The following is a 10956-nucleotide window of genomic DNA, read 5'->3' as shown; positions in this document are numbered from 1 at the left end:
TCTTCAACATCAACTACTCCAGTTTGGATCACACGTTTTACCCCAACTCTGTGTCCAGAAAAACCGGAGCCGCCGCATCCCGAAGTCGACCTGCAATTGCGGCCGGACATCGCCCTCGCCGATGTGTCGGGCGGCGAAGTCGACGTGGCGATCCGCTATGGGCGTGGCGGCTGGCCCGGCGTCAGTTCGCAAAAGCTGATGTCCGAGCGTCTTTCGCCGGTGTGCAGTCCGTCGCTGATCGCAGGCAGAAAGCGTCCACGCAAACCGTTGGACCTGCTGCGTTTTCCGTTGCTGACTTCGTATTCGACGCATTCGTTCGAGTGGGAAGCGTGGTCGTGCAATGCCGGCCTCGATCTCGGCGAGGCGCAACGCGTGCAACTGCATGACTACAACATCGTCGTCGAGGCGGCGCTCGCCGGACAAGGCGTCGCCATGGGCCGCCATCGACTGATCGCGCAGCAGCTCGCGCAAGGCTCGCTGGTGCCGGCGCTGCCCGACGCGGTGCTCGACGACCCGCGCATCGGGTGGTGGCTCGTCACGCGTAAAGGCAAGCTCGACGCCGCCGCAAGCGCATTCCGCTCGTGGATCATGCAAACGGCGCAGCAGGACCGGCTTGCGTGAACGCATTAGTTTGGCTCATGCGTCGAGCAAGAATATTCGCTGGTCACACCCGGCGCGAATCAATAGCATCGAAGCTTTCTCGTCACCAAACGGTACGCCACTGATGACCTCTTCGATTACCGCCCGCGCCGCCAGCCTCGGTCTGACGCTCGAATCCGCGTCGGCACCCGCCGCCAATTACGTGCCCTTCGTGCAGGAAGGCAATCTGCTCTACATATCCGGTCAGATTTCGCGCAGCGACGGAAAACCTGCGTATCTCGGGCGTCTCGGCGACAATATCAGCGACGACGAAGGCGTTCAGGCCGCGCGACTGTCGGCGCTCGGTGTGGTCGCACAGATCGTCGCGGCAACGGACGACCAGCTCGAGCGCGTGGCACGCGTCGTGCGCCTGAACGTATTCATCGCCAGCACGCCGGCGTTCAGTGCTCAAAGCACGGTTGCCAACGGCGCGTCCGACGTGATGGTGCAGATCTTCGGCGACGCGGGCCGGCACGCACGCAGCGCGGTGGGAGTTGCGTCGCTGCCAGCCGGGGTCGCCGTCGAAGTCGAGGCGGTTGTCGCGCTGAAGAACGCCTGAATTCAACTCATACACTCGGAGCCGCCAATGTCTTCTCCACTGTCGCCTGCCGTCATCGACGCAATGCGCGCGCGCACACCCGGTGTTCGCAGTACCACGCATTTCAATCATGCGGGCGCGTCGCTGCCGTCGGCTGCGACACTCGAAGCGATTCACGCGCATCTGTTGCGCGAAGCGTCGATGGGACCCATGGAAGCGGGCGCGGCCGCCAGCGAACAGACCGAGCGGGCGCGTACGCTCGCCGCCCGCCTGCTGAACGCTCAACCCGCCGAGATCGCGTTGACGACGGGCAACTCGCCGGGCTGGGGCGCGGCTTTCGCGGCCTTGGGTCCGTGGCGCGCAGGACAACGCATCCTCGTTGCGCGGCACGAATGGGGCGGCAATCTTGCGACGATGCGTCTCGTGGCGCAGCGCGCGGGCGCATCGATCGAGACCATTCCTTCCGATGCCAGCGGCAGAGTCGATCCTCGCGCGCTCGAAGCCATGCTCGACGACCGGGTCCGGCTGATTGCGCTCACGTGGCTGCCGGCCAATGGCGGATTGATCAATCCGGCCGCCGCGATCGGGCAGATAGCACGCCGTCACGGCATTGCGTATTTCGTCGATGCGGCGCAGGCCATCGGGCAACTGTCGATCGACGTCGCCGAAGTCGGCTGCGATGTGCTGGCGGGCGTGGGTCGCAAGGCGCTGCGGGGACCGCGCGGCACCGGGCTGCTTTACGTTCGGCGGGATTTCCTGCCCCGCCTGACGCCAGCCTTCGTCGACACGTATTCCGCACCGCTCGACGCCGATGGCGAACCGGCACTGCGCGACGATGCCGTGCGTTTCGAATCATCTGAAGCATCGATTGCGCTGCATTGCGGATTGGCGAATGCATTGGACGAAGCGCTGGAAATCGGCATCGACAACATCCGCGCGCAGATCGATCGGACCGCGCAGACATTGCGCGAGCGGTTGGCCACGATGTCGGGCGTGTCCGTGCTCGACCAGGGTGTCGAACGATCCGGTCTGGTGTCGTTCAACGTCGCCGGACTCGATGCCATGTCGGTGCGACGCGCGTTGGCGGCACAGGGCATCACGATCGGCTCGAATGGCGTCGCGTACACGCCATTCGATATGACCAGCCGAGGGCTGACACAGATCGCGCGCGCATCGGTCAGCTATCTGACCACCGACGCCGAAGTCGATAAATTACTGGCAGCAATACGAACGTTGACGCATTGAGCACTCAAGTCGAAGAGAACTTTGCGTCAGTCAAATGAATGGAAACGTCTCGTTCAACTCAATCGCCCGCACACGACCATGAACTCCGCCTCATCGCACCGCCTCGATTTATCGAAGTTTTCGCGCCATGTACTTCTCGAAGGTCCGACGCCAATTCAGCACCTTGCTCGTCTTAGCGCTCGACTCGGCGGCGCGGACATCTACGTCAAAAGAGAAGATCTGACGGGACTGGGTGGCGGCGGCAACAAGTTGCGCAAGCTCGAATTCCTGATCGGCGAAGCGCTCGCACGTGGCGCGGACACCATCATTACCGTCGGCGCGCGTCAATCTAACCATGCGCGCCTGACGGCGGCCGCGGCGGCTCGCGTCGGACTGCAATGCGAACTGGTGCTGACGAGAGCCGTGCCACGTTTCGACCACGACTATGTGGAGAACGGCAACGTGCTACTCGACGCGCTATTCGGCGCGCGCATACATGACCTTCCCGGCACCGCCAACGCACTGCAATTCGCCGAGGAACGCGCGAATGAGTTGCGAGCGCAGGGCCGTAACGTGTATGTGTGTCCGTTGGGCGGTTCGAGTCCGGCCGGTTGCCTCGGCTATGTAGACTGTGCCGCTGAAATCGTCGTGCAAGCGCACGCGCAAAACGTGACTTTCGATCGTATCGTGGTGCCGAACGGCAGCGGCGGTATGCACGCGGGACTGGTCGCGGGGTTTGTCGCGCTGGGTTTGGACCCGTCGCGCATTGCCGCATTCACGGTATTGGCAAATGCCGGCCACGCGCACTCGGTTACCTTAGAGAAAGCGAACCAGACGCTGCAACTGATCGACCCAAGCCTGCGCGTGAGTGCAGATGCCATCTCGATCGATGAAACGCAGTTTGGACCCGGCTATGGCATTCCGACCGATAACATGCGTGCCGCCGTTCGGCTGATGGCGTCTATAGAAGGTCTGTTGCTTGATCCCGTGTATAGCGGCAAGGCATTCGCGGGTCTTGTCGAAAACGTGAGTACCGGGAAGTACCCCGCCGGACAGAAGATTCTATTCGTCATGAGCGGCGGACTTCCCGGCCTATTTGCCTACCGGAACGAGTTCTGATCGAATCTGCAGGTATTGCAGGAGACGGATTGCCTCGCGCGCGACGGACTATCAGAAGCTGGGCGTGCTGGGCATTCTCGAAACGCCGGACGAATGGGAGATGCCCGCGGTCGGCCTCGTCACGCGCTCGGAAACGCGTCAGGCGCCGGCATTGCAGATGTTCACGCAGCTCGTGAGACAAGCGGGAAAGGAGATCGCAGAAGCGCGACGAAAGTGAATAGCGGAAGAAGCAAAGACGATGCGATGGCCTGATACGGCCGCCGTTGTCTGAAGAAAGCGCCTGAGACTGAAGAAAGCGCTCGAAGATTCGAATCGACGATTCGTGATGATTCGAAATGGTGCCCAGGGCGGGATTTGAACCCACACGCCTTTCGGCGCTACCCCCTCAAGATAGTGCGTCTACCAATTTCGCCACCTGGGCAGAGGGGCGCCATTGTAGCAGCTAAATTATTTTTTTGAAGCCCCTCCCGTGATTTTGTTCGGCAGCCGATTCAAGCGCTGCCCGACGGCTCGCAAGAGCTCGTAAGGTCTGACGCTTGTGGGCCGTTGCTCCGAGAAATGCGGCAAATGGCGGGCCGTTATGCTCGCACGCTGATGCGCTGAAAGAGCGCCCTCCACGGCGAACACATCATGTCACCACGACGCACGTCTTCTTCCCGACTTCGGCATCGTCTTCTTCTCGCCTCGCTGCTGACGTCGATATCCCTGCTGCAGGGTTGCGCAACGACGACGGAGAACCTTGCCGTAGGCTTTGGTCTCGGCGCGGTCGGCACCGTGTCGGCGTTGGGCTGCCTGCTCGCCTGCGAGATGGCCAATCCGCATTGGTGAAAGGCCGCACGGCGACGAACGAGCAGTTAGTATTCGAAGCTCGACATCGAAGACCCAAGGAAAACGGAGACCCTTTGCCACACCACTCCCTCCACCTCTACACCGACGCCCAATTCGCGAGCCCCTACGCGATGTCCGTCTTCGTGACCCTGCGCGAGAAGTGCTTGCCATTCGACCTCTCCACCGTCGATCTCGCGAGCAAAGCGAATCAGGCAACGGAGTATGCGGCCCGTTCATTGACGCGGCGGGTGCCGACACTGATACACGAAGACTTTGCGTTATCCGAGTCGTCGGCGATCGCCGAATACCTCGACGAGACTTTCCCGGATACGCCGGTCTATCCGCAGGATCGGCGTCTGCGCGCGCGAGCGCGCCAGGTGCAGGCCTGGTTGCGCAGCGATCTGCTGCCGATTCGCGAGGAGCGTTCCACCGAAGTCGTGTTCTACGGATCGCGCGGCGGCCCGCTTTCCGCGAGCGCGCAGGAAGCGGCACACAAACTCTTCGCCGCCGCCGATGCATTGCTCGCAACTCACTCGGCAAACCTGTTCGGCGACTGGTGCATCGCGGATACGGACCTCGCATTGATGCTCAATCGCCTGGTTCTGAATGGCGATCCGGTTCCGCACAGACTCAAGGAATACGCCACCCGACAATGGCAGCGTGCCAGCGTTCAGCAGTGGGTCCAACTGGAGCGACCACCGCTTGGCAAAGACCAGCAAAATATCTGAATACGAAAATATTAAAAGATGCAGAAAACGCGAATATTACATTCGCGTTTTATCCGAACTTCGCTGCTCCGCCATTGCGCGATTGCGCGCCCGCCCCTTTTGCTGTCTCGCGCGGACGATACTGACAACGATCAGCACGATTGCAAGCAATGTCAATTCGATCATTGCCGGAATGCGAATGGGATCATAAAACATGGCGGGCCTCCGTCACATGCTTTCATCATAGTACGCCGGGCGGGATAGACCCGGGCGGGATAGCCCCGGGCGGGATAGCCCTGAAGTATTGCGCCGCACCATTGCAATCTTATCGTCGCCATTACACCAGCGTTAATGCAGCCCGCAAAAAACCGCGAGTGACAAATTGCAAACATTCTGTCACGCAAGGACTTACAAATTTCAAATAGCCGTCCCTAAACAGTTTATTTGCGCTAGAGTACGTGAGCGATCAGTTGGATCGTGAGCCGTCCCGACAATTCAAAGGTGTTTTGTGCCACGCGTTTGCTTGCGTGTACTAATGAAGCACCTGGACTCGTTGAAGACATCGCGCCATGCCATATTTTCCTGTCGCATACTGTGGTCCCGCGGCTGTCCCCGAAAGCTTGTGGCTGCGCTGGAATACAGATCCGCCATTGCTCGTCGCGCTCGCGGCGCTCGTCTGGATCGTGGCCAGCGGCCGCTCGGCGAATGCACGGGCGGGATGGGTCGCCATCGCGCTGATGGTCGTCGTGTTCGTGTCGCCGCTCTGCGCGTTGTCTTCGGCATTGTTCTCCGCGCGCGTCACTCATCACATCATTCTGATCGCTGCCGTCGCTCCGCTGCTCGCCTTTGCGTTTCCGCTACCTCGCCTCGCGCATCCGCCGCTCGTGCCGGTGGTCGCCGCGCATGCGGTGATCATCTGGCTGTGGCATGCGCCGGGGCCCTATGCGTGGGGACTGTCGACCGTACCCGGCTACTGGCTGATGCAGCTCACCTTGCTCGGCAGTGCATGGCTGATGTGGCGCAGCATCTTCTCGCCGACGTTGCCCACCGGCCCCGCGCTGATGGCGCTGGTCGCGACGATCGGCCATATGGGTCTACTCGGCGCGTTGATCGTGTTCGCGCCGGTGCCGCTCTACGTCGTGCACTTCGCGACCACCGCCGCGTGGGGGCTCACCCCGCTCGCCGACCAGCAGCTCGCCGGACTGTTGATGTGGGTACTGGCGATGATCCCTTATCTCGCGGCAGGACTTTCGCTCGTCTGGTCAAGCCTGCGCGTCAGAGAGCCCGCACTGTGACGACCCTTCTGAAGTTCATTCATCTGGCCGCGATCGCGATCTGGTCGGGCGGCTTGATCGTGCTGCCGTATCTGTTCTGGCAACGCCGCGGGCTCGCGGCCGGCAGCGAGCTCGACCGGCTGCACCGCATCACCCGTCTCGTGTTCGTGGAGTTGACCTCGCCCGCCGCTTTCGTTGCGATCGCGAGCGGCACCGTGCTGATTTTTCTGCAGGCGACGTTCGTGGAGTGGTTCACCGCGAAGATGGTGTTCGTCGGCATCATGGCGATGCTGCACGTACTCGCCGGCCTCGTACTGCACGATCTGTATCTGCCCGACGGCCGGTTCAGCCGCGCCTCGGCGATCGCGCTGACCATCGCCTATCTGTTCGTGATCGTCGCGATCATCTGGATCGTGCTGGCCAAACCCCACATCGACTCGAACCTGCTGGCCCCGCATCTGTTCGAGCCCGGCGGACTTGGCCGCTGGCTGCATCACTCCTTCGGCGAAACGAGAATCCCCACGCCATGATCGAACACGAGCTTGCCCCCATGCCAGCCGGCGAAGCCCGTCATCACCGAGCTGAGCACCGACAGCACGAGCCCATGCGGCAGGATCTCGTCAGGGTAAAAAAGACGCACACCCCAGTTCGCTCCGGCGAGCGCGACGAGCGTCATCGCGGCGACCGCATGCGACCAGCTCGCCTCCTTCAGGCGGATGCCGCGCACGAGCAGCAGCTCGGCCGTGCCGACCACGCTCGCGGCCACGCCGCTCCAGAACGCGAAACCGGCGGCCCACAGGCCGGCGCGAATCCAGAACAGGTCGCCCGTCCACCAGTAGATCACGTCGACGCCCAAGGTCGCGACGACGAACGCGATCGGGAAATGCACCATCATCACGTGAATCGGATGGCCGACGAGCGCCACCACCGAGCCCTTGTCGAGCCGCTGCAACTCGAGCATCACTTCGCTGCGCGTCTCGCTTCCAGCATTGCCTTTGTTTGCCATAGTGGTGTGCCCTCGCGTCGAATGCCTGGTGGTGCAAACCATCATAGCTGCTTGCGTCTGGCGGTCCAAGCAGGATCGCTCGCCGCGTTGTCCGGCTGCACCGGGCCGTTGTCGACGCTGGAGCCGTCGGGTCCGGCCGCCGCATCGATCGCCGGGCTGTGGTGGGTGATGCTGGCGGGCGCCGCGATCCTGTTCGCGATGGTGCTCGTGCTGTTTCTGCTGACGGTCTTCCGGCCCGGCTGGGGCTCGCACGTGTCGCCCGCGCGCTGGATCGTGCTCGGCGGTCTGGTGCTGCCGGCAGTGATCCTGATCCCGCTGATCTGCTACGCGCTGTACGCGGGCGAATTGCTGTTGCCGCTGCGCGCGCATGCGCCCGCGCGCATCGAGGCGATCGCGCAGCAATGGCGCTGGACCTTCCGCTATCCGGAACTCGGCAACGTCGAAACCGAGAACGTGCTGCATCTGCCCGCGGGCACGCCGGTCGACATCGCCGTGGCCAGCATGGACGTAGTGCACGCGTTCTGGATCCCCCGCTTCGCGGGCAAGATCGACGCGGTGCCGGGCCACCACAACCTGCTGCGCATACTGGCCGATCAGCCCGGCCAGTACGCCGGACAATGCAACGAGTTTTGCGGCATCGGTCACGCGGGGATGCACTTCACCGTGATCGTCGATCGTCCGGAAGATTTTCCGGCTGCTGTCAAGAACGCGGCCGCCAACGGGGAGGTGAAGAAATGAGTGTGCCCGTCGAGCCGCCGTCACAGGGCATCAACGCACTGCGGCTGCATCGCCAGCTTGCCGCGATCTGGGCCACCGGGCCGGGCGTGCAGAAGCTGGCCGCGGTCAACCATACGGTCCTCGGCATGCGGATGATGATCACGTCGTTCGTGTTCTTCGCGATCGCCGGGATTCTCGGCATGCTCACGCGCGTGCAACTCGCGACGCCGCACGCGAACTTCATGGACGTGGAGACCTATAACCAGGTCTTCACGATGCATGGGTCGATGATGCTGTTCCTGTTCGCGATCCCGATGGTCGAAAGCTTCGCGGTCTATCTGACGCCGAAGATTCTCGGCACGCGCGACTTTGCGTTTCCGCGCCTGACCGCTTACGGCTACTGGTGCTATCTGTTCGGCGGCACGATCCTGACCGTGTCGCTGATTCTGCGCAGTGCTCCCGACGGCGGCTGGTTCATGTACACGCCGCTCAGCTCCAACGTGTACACGCCGGGGTTGAACGCCGACGTCTGGCTGCTCGGCATCACGTTCGTCGAGATTTCGGCGCTGTCGCTCGCGATGGAAATCGTCGTGTCGATCCTGAAGATGCGCGCGCCGGGCATGTCGCTCGATCGCATGCCGATCTTCGCGTGGTACATCCTCGTCACCGCGATGATGATGATCGTCGCGTTTCCGCCGCTGATTCTCGGCTCGATCCTGCTCGAGGTGGAGCGCGCGTTCAACCTGCCGTTCTTCGATCCGACCCGCGGCGGCGATCCGCTGCTGTGGCAGCATCTGTTCTGGCTGTTCGGCCACCCGGACGTGTACATCATCTTCCTGCCGATGGCGGGCGTCCTGTCGACGATGATTCCGGTGTTCGCGCGCCGCAAGCTGGTCGGCTATCGCACGATCGTCGTCGCGATCATCGCGCTCGCGTTCCTGAGCTTCGGCATCTGGGTGCACCACATGTTCACGGTGGGCATTCCGCATCTCGCGCTCGCGTTCTTCTCGGCGGGCTCGGCGATCGTCGCGGTGCCCACCGCGATCCAGTTCTTCGCGTGGCTCGCCACACTGTCACACGGCCGCCCCCGCTGGGACGTGCCGATGCTGTACATCTTCGGCTTCTTCTTCGTGTTCACGTGCGGCGGCCTGACCGGCGTGATGCTCGCCATCGTGCCGTTCGACTGGCAGGCGCACGACACCTACTTCGTGGTCGCGCACATGCACTACGTGGTGGCCGGCGCGCTCGCGTTTCCGATGCTCGCGGCGTTCTATTACTGGCTGCCGCTGCTGACCGGGCGCACCGCCGTGCATAAGCTTTCCGTGCCGGCATTCTGGCTGGTGTTCATCGGCTTCAACATGACGTTCTTCATGATGCACCTGACCGGCCTGCTAGGCATGCCGCGGCGCGTCTTCACCTATAGCGGCGATGAAGGCTGGAACTGGCTCAATCTGCTGTCGTCGGTGGGCAGCTTCGTGATGACGATCGGCTTCGCGCTCGTCGTGATCGACATCATCGTGCAACTGCGTTTCGGTCAGCGTGTGCGGCGCAATCCGTGGGACTCGACCACGCTCGAATGGGCGATGCCGATTCCGCCCGCACCGTACGCGTTCGCGTCGATCCCGCACATCGACGCCGAAACCGAACAGGTGCCCCCGGGCCGGCTAGCGACCTCGCTCGCACGCGGCGAAGGCTATCTCGGCTTCACCCGCAACGGCTGGCAGGAGACGCTAGGCGTGCATATGACCTCGGGCGAGCCCGAGCAATTGATCGTGCTGCCGAACTCGACCTATCTGCCGCTCGTCACCGCGCTCGTGACCGGCGCGGCAGTGCTCGCGATGCTGTTCAAGTTCTATCTGCTGTCGGTCGCGTTCGCGTTCGTGACGTTCGGCCTCTTCATCTACGCGGGCCAGAGCGCGGGCCACACGCGCGATTACGGCGCGCTGCCGATCGGCCGCGGCATCAGCGTGCCGCCGCATACCGAGGTGGCCGGCGCGCCGTCATGGCTTTCGATGATCTGCGCGCTGGTCGCTAACGGCACGCTGTTCACCTCGCTGATCTTCGGCACGTTCTATCTGTGGATCGCCGCGCCGAACTGGCCGGCCGCGGTCGCGCCGCATCCGAACCGTCTGCTTGCACTCGTCGCGGTCGTCGCGCTCGCGGTCGCCGCAGCCGCCACGCGTGGCTCGTTGCGGGCGGCCGCCGCCGAGCGCAAACCGCACGGCACGATCGGGCTCACCGCGATCGCGCTGATCGTCGCGCTCGCCGCCTGCGTGATGCTGATCGGCGGCGTGACGCCGAATCCGCGCGAGCATGCGCTCGGCGCGACGGCCGCGGCGCTGCTCACGTATATCGCAGTACACGCGGGGGTCGGCCTGCTGTTCCTGATCAGCAACGTGCTGCGCGTCGGCGCGGGCTTCGTGTCCGCGCGACGCCTGACCGATTTGCGCCTCACGCGGCTGTGGGTCGATTACACGCTGGCGACGGGCATCATCGCGCTCGGACTCGTGCTCGCGCTGCCGAGCCTCGTCGCCATGCTGGGAGCCAGACCATGAATGCGCGTCCGCTTTCGCCACGGCGCCTGTGGTGGCTCGCCGTCGGCTTCACGATCTGGTGTCTCGCATTCGTGATCCTGTATGCGCTGCACGCGATCGGCTGCGCGTTCGCGTGGCCGACCGGGCCGCTGCGCGCGAGTCTCGCGATCATTCTGCTGCTCCATCTGATCGCGATCGGCTGGCTATGGCGCTATCGCGCCGCGACCCGCGACCCCGGACCCGAACGCATCAGCTCGTTCATGCATACCGTCGTCGTCTGGACCCTGATCGCGGCGCTGGTCGCGACCGTCATCACGTTCGGGCCCGCGCTGCTGCTCACTACCTGCGTTTGAGCGCGGACCGAGCGCGA

Annotated in this window: 14 protein-coding genes and 1 tRNA gene; 12 read left to right on the top strand and 3 right to left on the bottom strand. The window is 63.3% G+C overall.

Annotated elements, in window-relative coordinates; genetic code table 11:
- The 5 genes from EVC45_RS01770 to EVC45_RS45450 form a co-directional block, all read left to right on the top strand.
- A partial coding sequence (locus EVC45_RS01770; RefSeq protein WP_248294999.1) for a LysR substrate-binding domain-containing protein occupies positions 1-621 on the top strand: 621 nt, incomplete at its 5' end.
- A 103-nt stretch (positions 622-724) separates the two neighbouring features.
- The gene (locus EVC45_RS01765) at positions 725-1198 is read left to right on the top strand and encodes a RidA family protein (RefSeq protein WP_129956314.1); all 474 of its coding nucleotides are present in this window, start codon (positions 725-727) and stop codon (positions 1196-1198) included.
- Between the two features lie 27 nt (positions 1199-1225).
- Entirely contained in the window at positions 1226-2422 is a 1197-nt protein-coding gene (locus EVC45_RS01760) for an aminotransferase class V-fold PLP-dependent enzyme (protein ID WP_129956313.1), read from the top strand.
- A 78-nt stretch (positions 2423-2500) separates the two neighbouring features.
- Positions 2501-3520: a D-cysteine desulfhydrase family protein gene (locus EVC45_RS01755; RefSeq protein ID WP_129956312.1), complete on the top strand. Its 1020-nt coding sequence runs from the start codon at positions 2501-2503 to the stop codon at positions 3518-3520.
- 64 nt (positions 3521-3584) lie between these two features.
- A complete protein-coding gene (locus EVC45_RS45450; protein ID WP_168991378.1) occupies positions 3585-3737 on the top strand; it encodes a hypothetical protein in 153 nt (50 codons plus the stop codon).
- A 119-nt stretch (positions 3738-3856) separates the two neighbouring features.
- Here the strand turns inward: EVC45_RS45450 and EVC45_RS01750 are convergent.
- Positions 3857-3941: transfer RNA gene (locus EVC45_RS01750), tRNA-Leu, on the bottom strand.
- A 209-nt stretch (positions 3942-4150) separates the two neighbouring features.
- Here EVC45_RS01750 and EVC45_RS01745 point away from each other — a divergent pair.
- Positions 4151-4348: a hypothetical protein gene (locus tag EVC45_RS01745; protein WP_129956311.1), complete on the top strand. Its 198-nt coding sequence runs from the start codon at positions 4151-4153 to the stop codon at positions 4346-4348.
- A 74-nt stretch (positions 4349-4422) separates the two neighbouring features.
- Positions 4423-5076 (top strand): glutathione transferase, encoded by a 654-nt coding sequence (yfcF, locus tag EVC45_RS01740; RefSeq protein WP_129956333.1) that lies wholly within the window; start codon positions 4423-4425, stop codon positions 5074-5076.
- Between the two features lie 36 nt (positions 5077-5112).
- Here the strand turns inward: yfcF and EVC45_RS45445 are convergent, their stop codons facing one another.
- Entirely contained in the window at positions 5113-5271 is a 159-nt protein-coding gene (locus tag EVC45_RS45445) for a hypothetical protein (protein ID WP_168991377.1), read from the bottom strand.
- Between the two features lie 353 nt (positions 5272-5624).
- Here EVC45_RS45445 and EVC45_RS01735 point away from each other — a divergent pair, with 353 nt between their 5' ends.
- A complete protein-coding gene (locus EVC45_RS01735) occupies positions 5625-6350 on the top strand; it encodes a cytochrome c oxidase assembly protein (protein WP_233852378.1) in 726 nt (241 codons plus the stop codon).
- The gene (locus tag EVC45_RS01730; protein ID WP_129956310.1) at positions 6347-6859 is read left to right on the top strand and encodes a CopD family protein; all 513 of its coding nucleotides are present in this window, start codon (positions 6347-6349) and stop codon (positions 6857-6859) included. The genes EVC45_RS01735 and EVC45_RS01730 overlap by 4 nt, the downstream gene beginning before the upstream one ends.
- Here EVC45_RS01730 and EVC45_RS01725 read toward each other — a convergent pair.
- Positions 6823-7335, bottom strand: a complete 513-nt coding sequence (locus EVC45_RS01725; RefSeq protein ID WP_129956309.1) for a DUF2231 domain-containing protein — start codon at positions 7333-7335, stop codon at positions 6823-6825. The genes EVC45_RS01730 and EVC45_RS01725 overlap by 37 nt on opposite strands.
- 87 nt (positions 7336-7422) lie before the next feature.
- Between EVC45_RS01725 and coxB the strand changes: the two genes are divergently transcribed.
- From coxB to EVC45_RS01710, 3 genes are read left to right on the top strand one after another with little or no spacing between them, the layout of a single operon-like run.
- On the top strand, positions 7423-8073 hold the full coding sequence (coxB, locus tag EVC45_RS01720; protein WP_248294998.1) for a cytochrome c oxidase subunit II: 651 nt from the start codon (positions 7423-7425) through the stop codon (positions 8071-8073).
- Positions 8070-10607, top strand: a complete 2538-nt coding sequence (ctaD, locus tag EVC45_RS01715) for a cytochrome c oxidase subunit I (RefSeq protein ID WP_129956307.1) — start codon at positions 8070-8072, stop codon at positions 10605-10607. The genes coxB and ctaD overlap by 4 nt, the downstream gene beginning before the upstream one ends.
- Positions 10604-10939: a hypothetical protein gene (locus EVC45_RS01710; protein WP_018423781.1), complete on the top strand. Its 336-nt coding sequence runs from the start codon at positions 10604-10606 to the stop codon at positions 10937-10939. Before ctaD ends, EVC45_RS01710 begins: the two co-directional genes overlap by 4 nt.
- Positions 10940-10956: the final 17 nt, after the last annotated feature.

The sequence above is a fragment of the Paraburkholderia sp. UYCP14C genome (assembly GCF_004197395.1).
In the GTDB taxonomy this organism is placed as follows: domain Bacteria; phylum Pseudomonadota; class Gammaproteobacteria; order Burkholderiales; family Burkholderiaceae; genus Paraburkholderia.
The sequence above is the reverse complement of the archived record's forward strand: the minus strand, read 5'-3'. Positions and strand labels throughout refer to the sequence as shown.

What these genes read in the sequence shown, in the direction of transcription:
- EVC45_RS01765 (WP_129956314.1), top strand. Translation starts at nt 725, where the DNA reads ATGACCTCTTCGATTACCGCCCGCGCCGCCAGCCTCGGTCTGACGCTC.
- EVC45_RS01760 (WP_129956313.1), top strand. Translation starts at nt 1,226, where the DNA reads ATGTCTTCTCCACTGTCGCCTGCCGTCATCGACGCAATGCGCGCGCGC.
- EVC45_RS01755 (WP_129956312.1), top strand. Translation starts at nt 2,501, where the DNA reads ATGAACTCCGCCTCATCGCACCGCCTCGATTTATCGAAGTTTTCGCGC.
- EVC45_RS01745 (WP_129956311.1), top strand. Translation starts at nt 4,151, where the DNA reads ATGTCACCACGACGCACGTCTTCTTCCCGACTTCGGCATCGTCTTCTT.
- EVC45_RS45445 (WP_168991377.1), bottom strand. Translation starts at nt 5,271, where the DNA reads ATGTTTTATGATCCCATTCGCATTCCGGCAATGATCGAATTGACATTG.
- EVC45_RS01735 (WP_233852378.1), top strand. Translation starts at nt 5,625, where the DNA reads ATGCCATATTTTCCTGTCGCATACTGTGGTCCCGCGGCTGTCCCCGAA.
- EVC45_RS01725 (WP_129956309.1), bottom strand. Translation starts at nt 7,335, where the DNA reads ATGGCAAACAAAGGCAATGCTGGAAGCGAGACGCGCAGCGAAGTGATG.
- ctaD (WP_129956307.1), top strand. Translation starts at nt 8,070, where the DNA reads ATGAGTGTGCCCGTCGAGCCGCCGTCACAGGGCATCAACGCACTGCGG.
- EVC45_RS01710 (WP_018423781.1), top strand. Translation starts at nt 10,604, where the DNA reads ATGAATGCGCGTCCGCTTTCGCCACGGCGCCTGTGGTGGCTCGCCGTC.